Source organism: Arthrobacter glycogeni (assembly GCF_054510815.1).
In genome coordinates this window covers 170,865-189,468 of sequence record NZ_JBTNDV010000008.1, presented here as the reverse complement: position 1 = coordinate 189,468, position 18,604 = coordinate 170,865, and the positions used below count along the sequence as shown (strand labels likewise).

The following is an 18,604-nucleotide window of genomic DNA, read 5'->3' as shown; positions in this document are numbered from 1 at the left end:
ATGACCTGATCAGGGGTATGTCTACGTGCCATAAAAGTGAATTTCCTCCTGCACCCATTATCGGATGCGAAACTCACATAAACACTGGACTCCTACCCGGGGACCCAACCACTATCAAGTCCGCCACGAAAGACGTCAAAGCGCTCTCAGTCAAAGATGTTCAGCAGCTCCGGTCTGTCATTGCCCGGTGGCAGGAGGACCCCACACACCAAGGACGGCCACGTGCGCCGGACCTGCTGGACGTTCTCGACATCTTCCTCGCCACGGGCGCCCGAATTGGTGAAGTCCTGGCCATACGTTGGAAAGACGTCAATCTTGAAACAGAACCGCCAACCATCACGATCTCGGGAACCGTCGTCATGGAGAAAGGCCGCGGTGCCTACCGGCAAGACCACCCGAAGACAAGGGCCGGGTTCCGCACGATGAAGGTGCCGCCGTTTGCCGTGCAAACACTCCAGCGCAGGTATGCAGCCGGGCAGCCCAAACCCGAAGACATGTTGTTCCCGTCTTCCACGGGAACGGTGCGCAGCCCGCATAACTTCCGCAGGCAATGGCGGGACGCCCGCGCTGGATCACCCTTTGAATGGGTAACCCCGCATGTTTTCCGGAAATCCGTTGCCACTCTCATCGACCAGGAATACAGTTCCAAGCAAGCCGCCGCACAGCTGGGTCACTCTGGAACTGCAATCACGGAGAAGCACTACATCGCCAAGGCAACCCAGTCGCCGGACCTCACCGCGGTCCTCCAAAAGTTTGGGACCGCATCACTATCCCGCCCGGAGCGCATGTCTATGTGAATACCACCCACCGTCGCTGAGGTCCAGACCCACGGAATGCAACACCCAAGGCTGATCCCGAATCACCCGAAAGCGTGTGGTTTCCGTGTGGTTGAGCCGTCACGAGACAGAAACGAGGCCCTCCCACCCAACGTTTCCGCAGGTCAGAGGGCCTTCACAGTGGAGCTTAGGGGAATCGAACCCCTGACCTTTTCATTGCGAACGAAACGCTCTACCAACTGAGCTAAAGCCCCGCAAAAAGTACTGTAGCAAACCTGCGCCCAATGCCGGAGTAGCCTCAAAGAATGACCACATACAGCTCCGCTGAGGAGCACGCCGAGATCAACGCCTGGCCGGCCCTATGGGCGCTGGTGATTGGATTTTTCATGATCTTGGTGGATTCGACCATCGTCTCGGTGGCCATCCCGGCGATCATGAACGGGCTGGGTGCGGATCTCGACAGCGTGGTGTGGGTCAACAGCGCCTACCTGCTGGCGTTCGCCGTGCCGCTCCTGATCACGGGCCGGCTTTGGCGACCGCTTCGGTCCGCGCCGCATTTACCTCGCCGGGCTGGCGGTGTTCACCGTGGCCAGCGTGTGGTGTGGGCTTGCCGGGTCGGTGGAAATACTGATCCTCGCCCGGGTACTGCAGGGACTGGGTGCCGCACTCATGACGCCGCAGACCATGGCCGTTATCACCCGCATCTTCCCGCCGGAACGCCGCGGTGCCGCCATGGGGCTCTGGGGTTCGGTAGCCGGCGTCGCCACCCTGGTGGGCCCGGTCCTCGGCGGCATCCTGGTCGACTCGCTCGGCTGGGAGTGGATCTTCTTCGTGAACGCGCCGGTCGGCGTCGTCGGGCTGATCCTCGCCCACCGGCTGGTGCCACGGCTCCCCACCAACAGCCACAGTTTCGACTATCTTGGCGTCGCGCTGAGCGCCGCAGGAATGTTCTGCCTAGTGTTCGGCATCCAGGAAGGTGAGACGTACAACTGGGGCACCATCGCCGGGCCCATCTCGGTTTGGTCGCTGATCATCAGCGGGCTGGTCCTCCTCACGGCCTTCATCCTGTGGCAGCGGTACAACCGCAAGGAACCACTCGTTCCCCTGAACCTGTTCAAGGACCGCAACTTTTCCCTGGGCAACACGTCTATCTTCGCGATGGGCTTCGCCATCACCACGGTCGCCATCCCCCTGATGCTCTACGCGCAGAATGTGCGCGGCTTCTCCCCCACCGAAGGCGCCCTGCTACTCACCCCAATGGCGATCATCTCCGGCTCGCTCGCTCCCCTGGTGGGCCGGCTGGTCCAGCGCGGCAATCCCAAGTACATGGCGGTCTTTGGATTCTCGGCCATGTCGGTATCGCTGTTCTGGCTAGGCGCCATCCTGACCCCCGATGTGCCGGTCTGGGCGCTGCTCCTACCCATCTCGCTGCTGGGTCTCGCGAGCGCCGGTATCTGGGCGCCCGTTTCTCTGACCGCGACGCGGAACCTGCCGCGGTCCTCGGCGGGAGCCGGGTCCGGCGTCTACAACACCACCCGTCAAGTGGGAGCGGTGCTGGGCAGTTCGGCGATCGCCGCCATGATGCTGTCCCGTCTGACCGCGAACATCGGCGACGGCGGCGCCGATGCGGTGCCCGGCCAGCAGCTTCCGGAGTCCCTGCAGGCTGGCTACGCCGCAGCGATGGGTCAGTCGTTGTTCCTGCCCGCCGCTGCGATCCTTATCGGGCTGGGCGCTGCCCTGTTCTTCGCCCGACCGCAACGCCGGACCGGCTGGACTGGCGAAAAAACGCCGTCGAGCGTTCCGGCCGCGACCACTGGCGGGCCTCCGACGTCGACCTAGCCGTTCTGGGGGATGGGCAACCGGATCGGACGGTCGCTGCGGTGAGCAACCTAGTCCCAGGGGGCAACCTAGACCCTGGTGGCCGACATACCGCACCCTGAGGTCCAGCTTGACCCATTCAAACACCTCCGAGGTCCAAATTGGCCCCCCGGAACCAAACCGAGGTCCAAGTTGACGCCCTCAACGACGACAACGGCCGATCAAGCGAACCGCTACCCGCGCCGCGGGGTGGTTGCCTCTGGGAACTACCTGTACTCTCTAGTCATGGCTGATGACACTGCAGATTCCACGACCGCCGACTCAACAGCACCCGACAAGGGCAAAGACGTCAAAGAGGTCAAGGAAGTGACCGACGACTTTGCCACCCGGCAGCACACCACCGGCACGGGCCTGAAGTATACGAGCACCACGGGTCGGCTGGTCCTCCGGCGGGAGGAAACCAAGGACGGCAAGGCCGACGGTTTCAAACCCAAGGCCGAAATCTTCATCGTCGCGTACACCAAGGACGCCGACCCCGACGACGCAGGCCAGGCCAATCAGCGCCCAGTCACGTTCGCGTTCAACGGAGGTCCCGGATCGGCGTCGATCTGGCTTCACCTGGGCCTCCTCGGACCGCGCCGCGTGGATTCGGGCGACACCGGAGCCATGACTCCCGCGCCCTTCGGCCTGGTGGACAACCCCGAAACGCTCCTCGAGCACAGCGACCTCGTCATGATCGACCCCGTCAACACCGGCTTCTCCCGCGTCGTCGAGGGCGAAAAGTCGGACGAGTTCCACGCCTTTATTGAGGACCGGGACCTGGTGGCCGAGGTCATTCGGCTCTGGACCACCCGCAACAACCGGTGGCTCTCCCCGAAGTATCTCGTCGGCGAATCCTACGGAACCCTCCGCGCCGTTGCCGTCGCCGGGCGCCTTTTCGACGCCTACGGTATGGCGGTGAACGGATTGGGGCTCATCTCCACAGTGCTCAACATGTCGACGCTGCGGTTCTTCCCCGGCAGCGACGTACCCTACGCCCTGCACGTCCCTACCTATGCTGCCATCGCCCACTTCCACGGCCGCCACCCGGGCAGGGACCTCGCCGACGTCGTCAGGGAAGCCGAAGACTTCGCTGCCAAGGACTTCGGGTACGCCCTCACGCAGGGCAGCCGGCTTACCGCGGCGGAGTACGACGACGTCGTAGCCCGCCTCGCGGCGATCACCACCCTCGACGAAACGTTCATTCGCCGCACCAACCTCCGCTGGCAGTACGGCGAATTCGCCGCCGAACTGCTGCGTTCTGATGGGCTCGCGGTCGGCCGGATTGATGGCAGGTTCACGGCGCAGCCCGCAAACCTGCAGGACTCGACCATGACCGACGATCCGAGTATCCGGGCCATTACCGGCCCCTATGCGGCAGCCATGAACCACTATGTGAGGGCGGAGCTCGGCTACGAGAACGACCTCCCGTATGAGGTGCTGACGGCCCGGGTACACCCGTGGAGCTACAAGACCTTCGAGGGCGCTCCCGTCGATGTGAGTCACACACTCGAACGCCTCCTGGTCCACAACCCCACTCTTCGCGTGCATGTGGACTACGGCTACCAGGACGGCGCCACCCCGCACTTCGCCGCCGAATACGTGTTTGCGCACATGAATTTGACCGATCAAATGAGGGACCGGTTCACCCATCACTATCACGAGGCCGGGCATATGATGTACCTCAAGCCCGAGTGCCGGCTAGCGCAGCTGGCAGCGCTGAAAGAGTTCGTCACTTCAATTCACTGAGTACCGCGGGTTTTCTTTCAAGACAAATTATAAGTAAACTTAGGGTTTCCGTGGAAGACCGCGGACCCCACTAGTAAAAGGAATCCGTCGTGCTGCTGAAAAAACTCCTGTGGACGCTGGTCCCCGTCATTGCTTCCAAACTGCTCCGCAACCGACGCGGCAATTCCGCGACTACCCGCGCCAACAAGACCAGGTACGACAAAAAGCACGGTCGCTAGCCAGACCGAATGACTGACCCCAACGACCTGGCCGACCGTCGGGACGGCTACGTCGACCTGCGCTCCTACGCCGCCATTGGCGACGGCAGGACGGTGGCGCTGATCGCTCATGACGGGTCGATCGACTGGTATCCGACCCCGGACCTCGACTCTGCTCCGCCGTTCGCCCGGTTGTTGGACGCCGACGACGGCGGCGCGTTGGAGTTGTGCCCAACGGAACCATTCACCTCGCAGCGGGCCTACGTCGAGGGTACGAACGTTCTGGCCACCACGTACATCACCACCTCAGGGACCGTGCGCGTCACCGATTCGCTGAATACCGGGGTGGCAGGACGGCTCCCCTGGGGCGAGTTAGCCCGCCGCATCGAAGGCCTCACCGGGAACGTGCCGATGCGCTGGGCCATCCGTCCGGGAAACTGTTTTCAGACCGCTTCCCCGTGGGTCCAGTCCACCGACCACGGCGCGGTACTCAGGGTTGACGGCACCGCGCTGGGCGTCCGCGGTATCAACGAGGGCGACCTCTCCATCGAAGGTCAGGCCATTTCCGGGCGCCTCACCACCGAACCCGGCTCGCGCCACCTGGTGGCCGTCGTCTCCACCCACGACGAGCCCCTGCCGCTCCCGGATCCGCACTCGGTGGACGCTGGCATTGACCGGACTATCACGAACTGGCAAACCTGGTCCAGGGAATTCAGCTACGAAGGACCCTACGCCAACCAGGTCCTCCGCAGCGCTCTCGCCCTGAAGCTCCTGATCCACAGCCCGTCCGGATCCGTCGCTGCTGCAGCCACCACCTCCCTGCCGGAGAGCAGGGCGGGTGGCAAAAACTGGGATTACCGGTACGCGTGGCTGCGGGATACCGCCTACACGCTGCACGCACTGGTCCGGGCCGGCCTGCGGGAGGAAGTGCACGCAGCGGTCTCCTGGATGCTCAAGAACCTTCGCACCCAGGGCCAGGATCTGCAGGTTTTCACACGACTTGATGGTGGCACCCCCGAAGGGACCCGCACCCCTGACCTTCCCGGCTGGCGGGGCATCGGCCCCGTCGTCGACGGGAACCCAGCGGCAGGTCAGCTGCAGTTGGGTGTCTTCGGTGACCTTTTCGACATTGTGCGGCTCTACGTCGAGGCCGGCCATGTCCTCGACCCCACCACCTCCCGCCAACTGGCCGACCTGGCTGACCTCACCTGCGACACCTGGCAACAGCGCGACGCCGGCATCTGGGAGCTGCCCGAGGAACGGCACTACACCACCTCAAAGCTGGGGTGCTGGCATGCCCTGGACAGCGCGGTGAAACTCTCCGAAGCGGGCCAGCTGCAGCGCCCGGCCGAACGTTGGCGGGCCGAGCGGGACCGAATCCGGGACTGGGTCGAGGAGAACTGCTGGTCTGCCGAACGCCAGAGCTACGTCTGGTATCCGGGCAGCGAGAAGCTGGACGCTTCGATCCTGCTTCACGCGATCACCGGCTACGAACGGGGCCCGAAGATGTCCTCAACTATCGATGCCCTCCGTGACGAGCTGGGCTCCGGTCCACTCCTCTACCGTTACAGCGGGATGCAGGACGAGGAATCCACCTTCGTCGCCTGCGCCTACTGGATGGTGGCAGCCCTCGCCCAGGTGGGGCGCAAGGACGAGGCACGCTCCCAGATGGAGGCGCTGCTACCCCTGGCGAACGACGTCGGGTTGCTGGCCGAAATGATCGACGGCGACGACCGGCACGAGTTCATGGGCAACCTGCCGCAGGGGTTGAGCCATCTGGCCCTCATCACCGCAGCGCTGTCCCTCTCAGACGACGCGTAGCTGGCGTTCCCGTCACAGCTGGTGATGAGTGAACCGGCCACCCAGCAGGGTAGCCATCACAGGAATACCGGCGATATCCGTGGTCGGAACCTCCAGCGGGGAGGCGTCGAGGACCACACAGTCGGCAAGCATCCCGACGGAGAGCCGGCCCTTGACCCCACCGAACCCGGTGGCCTCGGCGGATCCGATCGTATAGATACCGAGGGCCTCTTGGGCGCTGAGACGCTCTGTGCCAGCCCCGAAGACACGATCGCTGGACGTCAGCCGGTCGGTGTACGCCTGGATGGAGCGCAGCGCCGTCCCATCGGCGCACGGCCGGTCCGAACTTCCCGCCACCGCTATTCCCGCGTCGAGGAATGATTTGGCCCGGTACGTGAATGCTGCCCGCCCCTCTCCCAACGACCGAGCCATCGCGTCGCCGATGGGACGAAAAAAGGAGGCCTGCGGTGCCACCGCCACCCCCAGCCCGGCGAGCGCCGCCAACTGGTCCGGCCGCACCACCGCCGCGTGCTCAATCCGGTGCGGCAGCGCCCGCTGACCTGTGCGCCCAGCCCGAAAGAGGGTGAAGGTGTCGATCGCCAGATCAATTGCCAAGTCACCGATGGCGTGGGCGGCGATGGACCAACCGGCCCGGTGCGCATCAACCATCTGCTGCTGCAGGAACTCCGGTTCCTGCAGCAGGTACCCCTTGTTCCCGGCACCGGTGCTGTACGGCTCGGTCTGGGCCGCGGTCTCGCTGGACAGCGCACCGTCCAGGAAGATTTTCGCCGGACCCAGCGACAGCAGGTGATCGCCGAATCCGCTGTACATCCCCAATCCCAGACCGCTACCCGGGACGTCTGCCCCGGCTCGCTGCACTGTCTCGATGGCCGGCATCAGTTGCGCCCGTGCGTGCAGTTTTCCCGCCGCCCGGGCGTCCTGGAAGGCGCCCAACTCGTCCGGGGCGTGTCCAATCCAGCCGCCGCCAATGCCGGCGTCGGTGAAGCTGGTGATGCCCTCACGCGCATACTGGCCCGTTGCGTGTTCGATCGCAGCGACCAGGGTATCGCGCGGGTACGGGCGCAGCAGGTCCAGGACCAGCGCTTGCGCTGTCTCCTGCAGTAGTCCAGTCGGCTCCCCCGCTCCATCCCGGACGATTCTTCCGCCCACCGGGTCGGGGAACCCAGCATCGAGCACCCCTGCGCGGCGTAACGCTTCGGTGTTGGCGATCCCGCCGTGCCCTGATGTGCGCCGGATGAAGAGGGGCCGCCCAGCGGAGACCCGGTCCAGGGCGGCCCGGTCGGGGAACCGTCCCCCGAACCGGTGGTGATCGAAGCCGCTGGCAACCAGCCAGCCGCCGCCGGCATCGTCATCGTGAGACACCGGGAGGGATTGGGCTGCAGCGTGCAGCCGGGCGTAGGCCTGGTCCAGATCGGAGAGATCGGTCAGGTCCACCTCACCCAGAGTGAGTCCAAACCAGGCGGTGTGGCAGTGGGCGTCATTGAATCCGGGGAGCAGTACCCGATGCTGCAGGTCGACGACGTCCTTGGCTGCCAGTCCCGCGAGGTCCTCGTCGAGACCAACAATGACCCCGTTGAGAATGCCGAGGCTGCCCGCCGTGGGACGGGCCGGGTCCATGGTGATGATGCGGGCGTTGGTGAGGATGAGATCGAGTTGCATGGTTTCGCTCCCGAGCGACAGTGAGATTCAAACGGTGCTAGACGGTGGCGAAGTGCACCCACACACCGATGACCCACACGCTGCCCGCAAGCAACGCCAGGCCGAGCTCTACCAGGATGCCGATGCCCGTCGCCCTCAGAGCTGCCCCGCTGGACGAAAGGGCTGGCTTGAACTCCCGCTGCCGTGCGAATTCGCTGGCGAACAGACCCGCCGCGAATCCCACGAACAACCCGACGACCGGGATCAGGAACATCCCCACCACGCCCGTGACCAGGCCTACCACCACTGACCGGCCGGGGATCTGACGCTGTTGCAGTTTCCGGCCGGTCAGCACGGCGCCAGCGAGCAGACCAGCAACAGCCAGCGCGGTTCCGACGCCGAAAGCCACCCATCCTGCGGTGCTGGACACCACCAGCGCCCACATCAAGAGCGACCCGATGATGAGGATGCTGCCCGGGAGGATTGGCACAATGACTCCGGCGATACCAACCACGATCAGCAGGCCGCTCAGCACGGTCATCAGGATTTGAAATTCCATAGGGAAAGTCTCTCACTGCTCGGCCGCCGATCCTGCCTCGCTTGTTCCCGCCCGGCGGCAACACTAAGGTTGCTGAAGAAGCCTGAAGGGCACCAATAGCAGGAGGCACCATGAGCACGCCAGAACCAGGGAATGATCCGTCGCAGCATGACACCCCGCACGAGTTGGCCCCCAAGCATGCTGAAACCACACCGGAGTGGCGTGATTCATCCGCCGACGACGGCGCTCCCACCCAGGCGCACAGCCACGTAGACCCGCGTCGACCCGCCGACGACGGCGCCCCCACCCAGGTGCACCAGATTCGGACTGATGGCACAGCTGGCGCTGTTGCGACGGGCGCCGGGGCGGCATCGGCTTCGCCTGCCACACGCACCCAGCCGGTCACCGTACAGCCGGTCAGCCACACGGTCGACCCGGATGATTCCCGCTACCGGGGCGCCCAGGATGACCGCCCCACCCTGCCGGGGTCGGCCGAGCGTGCGGCGCTCCTCCAGCACGAAAAGGACACCTTCGGCGGGACGAAATTCGGGTCGGCGTTCTTCGGCTGGCTCACCGCGACCGGCATGGCAGTCTTACTGACGGCGCTGGTCGCTGCTGCGGGGGCCGTCTTTGGACTCTCGACCAACACCGACCTCAACGATGCAGCCGAGCAGGTGGCGGCCGACCCGCAGACCGTCGGCATCACCGGCGCAATCATCCTGCTGGTGATCCTGCTCCTCTCCTACTTCGCTGGCGGATATGTTGCCGGGCGGATGGCCCGGTTCAACGGTGCTAAGCAGGGTGTCGCCGTCTGGCTGTGGGCGATCATCATCGCCGCTCTCGTCGCGATCCTCGGATTAATCTTCGGCAGGCAGTCCGCCGTTCTGGCAAACGTCAACAGCTTTCCACTGAACGAAGGGAGCCTGACCACGACCGGCATCGTCGCCGTCGCCGTGGCCCTGATCGTGGCGCTCGGCGGCGCGATTTTGGGCGGCCTGACCGGAATGCGGTACCACCGCCGAATCGACCGCGCGGACTACGACAACGCCCCCACCCGCTAGCCTTCATTTTCGCCAATAGTCTTCACCATGGATAGCCGCGCACCACGCTTCGCTCGCGACAGGCCCTTCGGCCTGCTACTGGTGATCACCGGGTTGGTGGGATGGCTGGCCTCTGGCCAGCTGGTCCTCGAACGGCTCGCCGTCTACGCCGACCCCAACTACGTCACCAGCTGCGACGTCAACGCCTTCGTCTCCTGCGGGGAGGTCTTCAAGACGTGGCAGGCCAGCCTGCTGGGATTCCCCAATCCGCTGCTCGGCATCGTTGCGTTCAGCGTCGTCATCACTACCGGGGGCATGCTCCTCGCCGGGGCGGTTGTAGCGAGATGGTACTGGCGCTCCCTGCAGGTGGGAGTGAGCCTGGGCATGGTCTTTACCATCTGGTTGTGGACGCAGGCCCTGTTCGCCATTGGGATCCTTTGCCTCTATTGCCTGGTGGTCTGGGCGGCGATGATCGTGCTCACCACGTTCCTGACCTCACGCAATATACTCCGGGGCGTGCTTCCGGCGGGACGGAGGGCGCGCATTTTCCTGAGCGGCTGGACCGGGACGACGGCGGTGCTGCTGTTGGTTGCGACGGCCGCCAGCGTGTTCTTCAGGTTTGTCGGCGTGTTTGCCGGCTAACCGCCCTATCCATCCGCGCGGGTCCGGCGATGATCCCTAGGGTGACGGCTTTCCACCATTGACGTTTAGTGTTTCTCCCACGACGTAGCTGGATTCCGACGACGCCAGGAAGACATACGCGGGGGCCAGTTCAGTGGGCTGGCCGGCGCGGCCCAGCGGAGTGTCCTTGCCGAATTCGGGCAGCTTGTCCTTCGGCTGCCCATCCGAAACTTGCAGCGGAGTCCAGATCGGGCCGGGCGCCACCGCGTTTACCCTAATGCCACGCGGCGCCAACTGCTCAGCGAGTCCCTTGGTGAAGTTATTGATGGCAGCTTTGGTGCTTGCGTAATCCAGCAGCGTGGATGACGGACTGTAGGCCTGGATCGAGGTTGAGTTCACAATACTCGAACCCGGCTTGAGGTGCTTTAGTGCCTCCCGCGTGATCCAGAAGAATGAGTAAATGTTGGTCTTGAAGGTTTCGTCCAGTTGCTCGTCGGTGAGATCCTCCAGGCGCTGCACGGCGATCTGCTTGCCAGCATTGTTGACCAGGATGTCCAGCCCGCCGAGCTGCTCGGCGGCGTCGTTCACGAGTGACCGGCAGAACGCAGCATTGGTGAGGTCACCCGGAAGCTTGACTGCTTTCTGACCGCACTCTTCGATGATGCGGGCAACCTCTACAGCGTCCGGCTCCTCCTCGGGAAGGTAGGACAGGGCGACGTCGGCACCTTCCCGGGCGAAGGCGATGGCCACGGCGGCGCCAATGCCCGAATCCGCGCCGGTGATGAGGGCTTTGCGGCCCTGAAGCCGACCGGTTCCCCGGTAGGAGGTTTCTCCGCGGTCGGTCTGCGGCTCCAGATCGCGGTCCAGCCCCGGCTCGGGCTGATCCTGCTTAGGCGGCGAGATGCTCGGGAAACGGGTAACGGGGTCCTGGAAGGTGTACTGGTCGGTCCCTGAAATGTTGTCAGTCATGTGGTCCTCGCTCGCCGTGCGTAGCTACGATACGGTCTGTGCAGGCCAGCGGATCAGGTACTGCCATCTCCACAGCTAAGCCTACTGACTATCCTAGGCGGCGGGCGGCGTCCAAAACAAGGCAGTCAGTGGTGTTGAGATTCGGGGTGGGCCCCCGGGCTCGGCGGGACGCTGCGATCAGAGGATCTGGGCGAAGAATCCGGCGCCGATGCTCGCCACCATGGCGATGATCAAGAGCCAGACGATGGGCACGCGGTATTTGTTGATGAAGCGCATAATGCCCCAGTCTAGGCGAGCGCTGCACGACCCCGCTGTTGACGGAAATAATTCCCTACCCCACAACGCTGGACTGGTTATGAGTAAACCAGTTGCAGTTACGGGATCCACCGGAGCCGTTGGAGGCTCCGTTGCCCGCAGTCTTTCGGCGGCCGGGCTCGACCTCCGCCTGCCGGTCCGGGACCTTGGCCGGGCCCCGCTACTGGCCGGGGCGACGGCGGCTCGGTTCAGCTACGCGGATCGCAAGGCGGCAGTCGCGGCGCTGGACGGTGTTGACACCCTTTTCATGGTGTCGGCGAGCGAGGCCGAGGACCGGGTCGACCAGCACCTAACTTTCGTCGATGCGGCTAGGGACGCTGGCGTGCGGCATATCGTGTACACCTCATTTTCTGGGGCGGCCGCGGATGCCACCTTCACCCTCGGTCGGGACCATTGGGCCACCGAAGAATACATCCGACACTCCGGGGTGGACTACACGTTCCTTCGCGACAACTTTTACCTGGACATCCTGCAGTTCCTGGCCGACGACGGCGGGGCCATCCGCGGCCCCGCCGCCGATGGGCGGGTAGCCGGAGTGGCCAGGGCCGACGTTGCGCGGGTGGCCGCCGTCGTCCTCCAGGAGCCGTCAGCGCATGTGGGACGGACGTATGAACTGACCGGGCCGGAGGCGCTGACCCTTGAGGAGGCCGCGGCAATCATCACCGCCGAAACCGGAAAATCCATCAGGTATGCACCCGAAACAATCGAGGAAGCATATGCATCCCGGCAACACTTCGGTGTGCCCGGCTGGCAGCTTGACGCCTGGGTCAGCACCTACACCGCCATCGCGGCCGGAGAGGTCGCGCGGACGACGGCGGCGGTACAGGACCTGACCGGCCGACGGGCGTTGAGCCTTACCGACGTTCTTCGCGACGCCCGCTAGGCTCGGGACATGCGCAAAGACTTCAGCAGGGACGACACCTCGGCGCGGGACTTTTACCGTCTGCTCACCGCGACTGTGGTGCCGCGACCTATCGCCTGGGTGTCATCCCGGTCGGCGGCGGGCGGCGATAACCTAGCCCCGCACTCGTTTTTCACTGTCGCGTCGGTGCACCCACCGATCATCGCCTTCACGTCGGTGGGCCGGAAGGATACGCTGCGCAACATTGAGGAGACCGGCGAGTTTGTGGTGAACCTCGCGCCTGAGCCGCTGTTGGAGCAGGTCAACGCCACGGGCACCAACTTCGCCCGGGAGGTGAGCGAGTTCGACGCCGCGGGCCTGACCCGCGAGCCGAGCCGCACTGTCGCGGTACCGCGGGTTCTCGAATCCCCCGTCGCCCTTGAGTGCACTCTGCATGTGGTGCAGCCCATCGGCGACTGCTTCGTGGTCTTTGGTGAGGTAACCCATGCCGCAATAGCCGAAGAAGCCCTCGAGGGTACCCATCCGCTGATGCAACGTCTTAAGCCCCTGTCACGGCTAGGCCGCGACGAGTGGGGCACCACGGGTCAGGTGCAGAGCATTCAACGCATTCCCGTTGATGAATGGCCAGGACACTTCCGCGGCTGAAGTGGTACCGCGGAAGCGCCATGACCAGGCCGTGGGGGCCGTGGGCTGGGCTATCCGATACCTAGCTGAACGAAGACGAACCACACGGCAACCGGCACGATACCGATCATCGCGATCGCCCAAAGCAGCAGCGCCCTGAAGAACATCCGCTCATCCTTGGGCTGCGCACTGGCCATCAGGAGGGCACCGCTGGTGGACATGGGACTCACATCCACGACCGATGAGCTGATGGAAATGGCTGTGACGACGCCGATCGGGGTCAGCAGCGGATCCATCGCAATAGGGATAACCACCGGGCTGATTACCCCGAGGGTGCCGGTCGTGGAGGCGAAGGCCGACACGAGTGCCACCACGTAGCCGGTCACCAGGGCAGCGATCGAGCCGTTGCCGAGGCTTTCAATCCCCGCCTGCAACTCGTCGAGCGCACCCATGGCCTCGAGCATCCCCACATAGGTCACAATGCCTGTAACCAGGATGATGGCACTCCACGGCATGCTCTCCACAGCCGGTTTCTGGACTCCCGAGTTGATGGCGATCAGCACGAGGGCGATGGCCAGGGAGGCGACACCGACGTCGATTGCGAAGACCGTGGTCGACACCAGCAGGGCCACCAGCGCCAGCAGGGTGACCACCCGCATGGGGGTTACCTCCACCTTGGTGATCGGTTCAGCAACGGTCCGGGTGGCGGTCAGCGTGCCCCCGGTGCCTGAACTGCTGTCGACGCCGGGAGCGCCCTCGTTCGCGGTCCCGGCTGAAGCTGCGGACCCATCAGCGCTGGGTTCGGCGTCGCGCTTTGCCGCACGGCGGTTCACAATTCCCTGAACAATGAAATAGGCGAGTGCCGCGAGGAGGGCATTGAAGAGGAAGCAGTAAAGGTAAAGCTTCCAGGAGTCGCTAGAGGCTCCAGCGCCGTCGAGCATCTGGTTGGAGAGGACACCAAAGGGGTTGACCGGCGAGAAGGCTCCGGCGTTGGCGCCCTGCACCACCACCAGCCCCATGGCCAGCGCGCTGATGCCGAACCGCGCGCCCAGCGCCAGCGCAACTGGCGCCACGATGGCGATTGCCGCGGGAGTGAACGCCCCGGCGGACGCCAGCACCGCGGTGAGCAGGAACATCAGGATGGGAACCAGAAGCCGACGGACACCGGCCAGGCGTTCACACCAGTACGCCATGAGGTCAATGGTCCCGTTGACCCGGACAATCGCAAACAGCAGGGTGGCGCCCACCAGGATGAAGAATAGTCCGGAGGGGAAGGCACCGATGACGTCGGCGATGGGGAGTCCGGCAAGTGTGGTCCCGACGACGAACGCCGCGACCAACGCGATCAAGCCGGCGTTGACCTTGGTGAAGGAGCCCCAAGCGAACGCTCCGATCAGGACGAGGAACGCGATAATTGACGGTGTCATGGCCGCTTCCTAATTCTGCGCCGACACGAGGTCGCCCGCGAGGAGGCGCCCGGCCCCGGTGATGGCCGGGGTGTGCCCCAGCGACTTGAGAATTTCGTAAGCGGTAGCGACGGCGGCGGTAATCACCGGAACACCGAGCAGGTCTTCGGCGGTTTGCACCGCTGCCAGCGACGGCATCTGGACACAGGCCGACAGGATGACCGCGTCCACCCCGTCGCGGTTGAGCTTTTCGGCGATCCCCGGCAACTGCTGAGGGTCCAGCCGCCCCACCTCCAGGTTGTTGTCGACTGAAAGGCTCACCGAGTCCACCACCTCGATACCAGCGCCCTCGATGTACTCGGATACCAGCTGGGTGAGGGCGGGAACATAGGGGGTGACCATGGTGATGCGCTTTGCGCCCATCTCCTGCAACGTCCGCACCAGGGCGCCTGCGCTGCTGGTGACCTCGGCGGGGTGCCCGTTACTTTCCGCGGCCTGGGCGATGGTCGCCTCGGACTCGACGTGGGCGTTGGGACCCTGCGCCATGACGGCCACCAGGCAGGCGTAGGCGATCACGTCGACGTCGGCGTCCGAGACTGCCTCGGCACAGTCGGCGGCCTTTCCCACCATCGCGGCGAGTTCCTCGCGATTAACCTTCTTCATACCGGCGCGGGCGGAGTGGAACGTGTAGCGGTGGCCGGTCGCTTCGGACTGTCGACGGAAGAGCTCGGGAAGTTCGGTTTCCATCGTGGTGTTGGAGCTCGGGACGATCAGCCCGATCCGGGAGGAGCCCTGCGAGGCGGCAGCGGGGGAGGTTTCGCAATATTCGGCGGGGGAAGCCATGTCTGTCCTTCACTTCGTTGTGGTGACAATCAAACTCACTTCGTGAGTTCCCAACCCATATTGTGGGTTTAAGTGAGGATTGTCAAGGAAAATGTTGTAGACCGCCGCGTCCCACTAAGCTGGCACGGACCCTGAATACGCCAAGACTGACGATGTGAGGACGGCACGAGTGACAGCCGAACAGGCCAGCGGTGCGGCACCCATTCTGGTATTGCGCAAGGTCAGCCAGATCCTTGATTGCTTCACCCCCGACAACCCCGAGCCCACGCTGCAGCAGCTGGCCCGCGGGACCGGCCTACCCTCGAGTACTTGCCAACGCCTGGTGCAGAATATGGTCCGGGAGGGCTACCTGGATCGCGACGGCGACCGCTACCGGATCGGAATCCGCCTGGTCCGCTGGGCCAGCACCGGAACCTCGGGAATGGATCTGGTGCAGCTGGTCAAGCCCATCCTGCAGGATCTGCGCGACGAGACAGGCGAGACGGCCTGCCTTTACGTCCGCGACGGCGCCTTCCGCACCATCGTTGCCGTCGCGGAAACCCGCCACGTGGTGATCCGACCCTTCGCCGTCGGGATGGTTATGCCCATCCACGCCGGTGCGCCCGGCAAGATCTTCCTCGCCTACGACCCCGACGCCCGCTCGGCCCTCAACGAAGACCACCTGACCCAATTCACCGCAAGCACCCCCGCCAGCCTGGCGGTCCTCGACCGACAGGTGGAGCTGACCCGAGCGAAAGGGTACTTCGCCGCCTTCGGCGAACGCCACGGCGATGTAGGGTCCATCGCTGCTCCAGTTTTCCGGCACACCGGGGATCTAGCAGCGGTGCTGGGGCTGGGTTTCCCCACCCAGCGAGTCCGGGTCGACGACGTCGGCCGACTGGGGCCCATCGTCAAGGCCGCGGCTGACCGGGCCAGCCATGCCCTCGGCCAGCCCAGTCCCTAGATCCCGCTGGCCCGGGCAGCACCCCGGCGACGTCAAGTGTGCTTGACATCCGAGCTCGCGGATCGGGCTGTGGCGGGTCACCCGACCGCCGGTGCGGTGATCGCCGTCGGGTTCGGAGCCATTGTGGAAATGGTGCTGGCTCTTCTCCTGCTCACTGAGGTCCTGGTCGGCGCGATCGCCTTCGTGGTGATCAACCGCGAGAACTGACGGCCCAGCAAGATAGTCAGTGCACTTCACAACCATGCCGTTAGGTGCATATTTACAGGCACCATTCAGTAAACTCTCGTAAACTGAGGCCATCCTCGGGTCTAGCAATCCCTCCGTCTGCTGTGGAGCAGAACCCAACGCAGGGACACCTATTGAGTATTGCTACCTCTAGTCGCAGTGTGCGCGTTTCGAAGCCTAACGACATTGTCGCCTCCTATTCCATCCTGCTCAAGCAGGTGCGCAAGGAGGGGCTGCTGAACCGTCGCCGCCGATTCTACGTCTCGGTCTTCGCCGTGCTGGCGCTGACCATGGGCGCAGCCTGGACCGGATTCGCCCTGCTCGGTGACACCTGGTTCCAGCTGCTCATCGCCGCAGTGCTCGGCATCGTCTTTACCCAGCTAGCGTTTCTGGCCCACGAAGCGTCCCACCGGCAGATCTTCAAGACCCGCAGCGCGAACGACTGGTCCGGGCGGATCCTGGCAGCCGGCGTCGTCGGCATCAGCTACCAATGGTGGATGAACAAACACACCCGCCACCACAACGATCCCAACGTGCTGGGCAAGGACCCCGACATCGAGATCGACACCATTTCCTTCATCGAAGAAGACGCCGCGAAAGCCAAGGGCCTCCACGCCTGGATCACCCGCCGCCAGGGCTACCTCTTCTTCCCCCTACTCACCCTCGAGGGACTGAACCTCCACGCCAAATCCATCGGCACCCTGTTCCGCCCCGGAGCCGTCCAGGGCCGCTGGATTGAACTCGCGCTCCTCGCGGTCCGGTTCGGCGCCTACCTGGGCGTCCTGTTCTGGTTCCTGCCCGTCGGCATGGCGTTTGCCTTCATCGGCGTGCAGATGGCCGTGTTCGGGATCTACATGGGTGCGTCCTTCGCCCCCAACCACAAGGGCATGCCGATCATCCCGAAAAACAGCAAACTCGACTTCTTCCAGAAACAAGTCCTCACCTCACGAAACATCAAAGGCGGAACGTTCGTCAACAACGCCTTCGGCGGGCTGAACTTCCAGATTGAGCACCACCTGTTCCCGGACATGCCACGCCCGCACCTGCGCCAGGCGGCCCTGATCGTCCGCGAACACTGTGAACGCCTCAAAGTCCCCTACACCGAGGTCGGCGTCGCCGCGTCCTACGGTGCAGTGGTCTCCTACCTCAACCGGGTAGGACTCGCAGCCCGCGACCCCTTCGACTGCCCCATGGTCAACAGGTACCGGCACCAATAGCCCCTCCAGAAACTGTCCTGTCGGGTCAGGCGTTCCACAATCCGTAGGAGTCGGCCAGTGAAGAGATCTTCTGTGCGCGGGCAAGCCGGGGCAGGTAAGACCCGTCGCCCACCACCGCTCCGGCGGCATGGGCGCTGAGAAGCTCGTGGGCCCACACAATTTCCGAGGCGCTCGGTGATAGGCCCATGTTGATGGTGTCCGTGGCATCCGGCAGGAGGCACAACTTTCCGGTCATTCCCATGGAAGCCGTCACCTTGCAGGCCTCCAGCAGGGTGTCTCCGAGCGCGCCGACCGTTGGGCCATCGATGGGGCCGGGGAGCTGACCCACCCGGGAGGCCACCACCAGCTTGGAGCGTGCATAGGCCAGAGCCATTGGCTCGTCCGAGGCTCCCGTATCCCGGCGGAAGTCGCCGACGCCGAACGCCAACCGGAAGGTGCCGGGGGCGCTGGCGATAGCCGTGGCGTTTTCGATGCCCAGCGCCGATTCGACCAGCGCGAGCACCGGGGTACCGGCCTGGAGCCGCATCGCGGTGTGGGTGACCTGTTCAGGCTTCTCGGTCATGGCCAGCATGACGCCGCGCAGCCCCGGAGCTTTGGAGAGTGCCGCCAGGTCATCGGCCCAGAAGTCGGTTTCGATCCCGTTGACCCTGACCCACGCGGTCATTCCGGTGGACAGCGCTTCGACCACACGCTCGCGCGCCTCCGCCTTGCCATCGGCCGGCACCGCATCTTCCATATCGAACACCACCGAGTCCGCCTCGGACGTCAGGGCGGGCGCAAAGTTGGCCTCGGATGCCGCGGAGGCAAGGAGCCAGGAGCGGGAAAGCTTGGCGGGGAGCGCAGCAGCGCGGCTGTTTCGTAAAGAACCCATACCAGAACACTACTGAACCGTTCCAGCCATATTCCACCGCAGCACCGCAGGCGTCGCAAACACTACGAACAAAAGCTTTGGTGAATCCGGCA

Annotated in this window: 17 protein-coding genes, 1 tRNA gene and 1 pseudogene; 12 read left to right on the top strand and 7 right to left on the bottom strand. The window is 64.4% G+C overall.

Annotated features, from left to right (window positions below; all coding sequences use genetic code 11):
• On the top strand, positions 1 to 797 hold a 797-nt coding region (locus ACX80G_RS10685; RefSeq protein WP_459307620.1), incomplete at its 5' end, for a tyrosine-type recombinase/integrase.
• Between the two features lie 160 nt (positions 798 to 957).
• Here the strand turns inward: ACX80G_RS10685 and ACX80G_RS10680 are convergent.
• Positions 958 to 1,030 (bottom strand) — tRNA-Ala (locus tag ACX80G_RS10680).
• A 51-nt stretch (positions 1,031 to 1,081) separates the two neighbouring features.
• Between ACX80G_RS10680 and ACX80G_RS10675 the strand changes: the two are divergent.
• The 4 genes and pseudogenes from ACX80G_RS10675 (at position 1,082) to ACX80G_RS10660 (ending at position 6,400) form a co-directional block, all read left to right on the top strand.
• Positions 1,082 to 2,615: pseudogene (locus ACX80G_RS10675) on the top strand (DHA2 family efflux MFS transporter permease subunit).
• 264 nt (positions 2,616 to 2,879) lie between these two features.
• Positions 2,880 to 4,382, top strand: a complete 1,503-nt coding sequence (locus ACX80G_RS10670; RefSeq protein WP_459307619.1) for a S10 family peptidase — start codon at positions 2,880 to 2,882, stop codon at positions 4,380 to 4,382.
• Between the two features lie 89 nt (positions 4,383 to 4,471).
• Entirely contained in the window at positions 4,472 to 4,600 is a 129-nt protein-coding gene (locus ACX80G_RS10665; protein ID WP_459307618.1) for a hypothetical protein, read from the top strand.
• A gap of 9 nt (positions 4,601 to 4,609) precedes the next feature.
• The gene (locus tag ACX80G_RS10660) at positions 4,610 to 6,400 is read left to right on the top strand and encodes a glycoside hydrolase family 15 protein (protein WP_459307617.1); all 1,791 of its coding nucleotides are present in this window, start codon (positions 4,610 to 4,612) and stop codon (positions 6,398 to 6,400) included.
• Between the two features lie 12 nt (positions 6,401 to 6,412).
• Here the strand turns inward: ACX80G_RS10660 and ACX80G_RS10655 are convergent, their stop codons facing one another.
• Both ACX80G_RS10655 and ACX80G_RS10650 read right to left on the bottom strand, forming a co-directional pair.
• Complete coding sequence (locus tag ACX80G_RS10655; protein WP_459307616.1) at positions 6,413 to 8,059, bottom strand: amidohydrolase; 1,647 nt, start codon at positions 8,057 to 8,059, stop codon at positions 6,413 to 6,415.
• Positions 8,060 to 8,096: 37 nt separating this feature from the next.
• Positions 8,097 to 8,597, bottom strand: coding sequence for a DUF456 domain-containing protein (locus tag ACX80G_RS10650; protein ID WP_459307615.1), 501 nt, complete (start codon positions 8,595 to 8,597; stop codon positions 8,097 to 8,099).
• A gap of 110 nt (positions 8,598 to 8,707) precedes the next feature.
• Between ACX80G_RS10650 and ACX80G_RS10645 the strand changes: the two genes are divergently transcribed.
• Positions 8,708 to 9,637, top strand: a complete 930-nt coding sequence (locus ACX80G_RS10645) for a YrzE family protein (RefSeq protein ID WP_459307614.1) — start codon at positions 8,708 to 8,710, stop codon at positions 9,635 to 9,637.
• A gap of 27 nt (positions 9,638 to 9,664) precedes the next feature.
• A complete protein-coding gene (locus ACX80G_RS10640) occupies positions 9,665 to 10,258 on the top strand; it encodes a vitamin K epoxide reductase family protein (protein ID WP_459307613.1) in 594 nt (197 codons plus the stop codon).
• Positions 10,259 to 10,294: 36 nt separating this feature from the next.
• Here the strand turns inward: ACX80G_RS10640 and ACX80G_RS10635 are convergent, their stop codons facing one another.
• A complete protein-coding gene (locus ACX80G_RS10635) occupies positions 10,295 to 11,206 on the bottom strand; it encodes an SDR family oxidoreductase (protein ID WP_459307612.1) in 912 nt (303 codons plus the stop codon).
• A 355-nt stretch (positions 11,207 to 11,561) separates the two neighbouring features.
• On the opposite strand from ACX80G_RS10635, the gene ACX80G_RS10630 reads away from it, so the two are divergent.
• A complete protein-coding gene (locus ACX80G_RS10630) occupies positions 11,562 to 12,404 on the top strand; it encodes an SDR family oxidoreductase (protein WP_459307611.1) in 843 nt (280 codons plus the stop codon).
• Between the two features lie 9 nt (positions 12,405 to 12,413).
• On the top strand, positions 12,414 to 13,028 hold the full coding sequence (locus ACX80G_RS10625) for a flavin reductase family protein (RefSeq protein ID WP_459307610.1): 615 nt from the start codon (positions 12,414 to 12,416) through the stop codon (positions 13,026 to 13,028).
• A 50-nt stretch (positions 13,029 to 13,078) separates the two neighbouring features.
• Here the strand turns inward: ACX80G_RS10625 and ACX80G_RS10620 are convergent, their stop codons facing one another.
• Both ACX80G_RS10620 and ACX80G_RS10615 read right to left on the bottom strand, forming a co-directional pair.
• On the bottom strand, positions 13,079 to 14,434 hold the full coding sequence (locus tag ACX80G_RS10620; protein ID WP_459307609.1) for an SLC13 family permease: 1,356 nt from the start codon (positions 14,432 to 14,434) through the stop codon (positions 13,079 to 13,081).
• Positions 14,435 to 14,443: 9 nt separating this feature from the next.
• A complete protein-coding gene (locus tag ACX80G_RS10615; protein ID WP_459307608.1) occupies positions 14,444 to 15,256 on the bottom strand; it encodes a maleate cis-trans isomerase family protein in 813 nt (270 codons plus the stop codon).
• Positions 15,257 to 15,410: 154 nt separating this feature from the next.
• On the opposite strand from ACX80G_RS10615, the gene ACX80G_RS10610 reads away from it, so the two are divergent.
• The 3 genes from ACX80G_RS10610 (at position 15,411) to ACX80G_RS10600 (ending at position 17,641) form a co-directional block, all read left to right on the top strand.
• Positions 15,411 to 16,199, top strand: coding sequence for an IclR family transcriptional regulator (locus tag ACX80G_RS10610; protein WP_459307607.1), 789 nt, complete (start codon positions 15,411 to 15,413; stop codon positions 16,197 to 16,199).
• Between the two features lie 69 nt (positions 16,200 to 16,268).
• The gene (locus tag ACX80G_RS10605; protein WP_459307606.1) at positions 16,269 to 16,406 is read left to right on the top strand and encodes a hypothetical protein; all 138 of its coding nucleotides are present in this window, start codon (positions 16,269 to 16,271) and stop codon (positions 16,404 to 16,406) included.
• Positions 16,407 to 16,585: 179 nt separating this feature from the next.
• Positions 16,586 to 17,641 carry a fatty acid desaturase family protein gene (locus ACX80G_RS10600; protein ID WP_459307605.1) on the top strand — a complete coding sequence of 352 codons (1,056 nt, stop codon included), beginning with the start codon at positions 16,586 to 16,588 and terminating at the stop codon, positions 17,639 to 17,641.
• A 25-nt stretch (positions 17,642 to 17,666) separates the two neighbouring features.
• Here ACX80G_RS10600 and ACX80G_RS10595 read toward each other — a convergent pair whose 3' ends face one another.
• Positions 17,667 to 18,512 carry an HpcH/HpaI aldolase/citrate lyase family protein gene (locus ACX80G_RS10595; protein WP_459307604.1) on the bottom strand — a complete coding sequence of 282 codons (846 nt, stop codon included), beginning with the start codon at positions 18,510 to 18,512 and terminating at the stop codon, positions 17,667 to 17,669.
• Between the last annotated feature and the right edge of the window lie 92 nt (positions 18,513 to 18,604).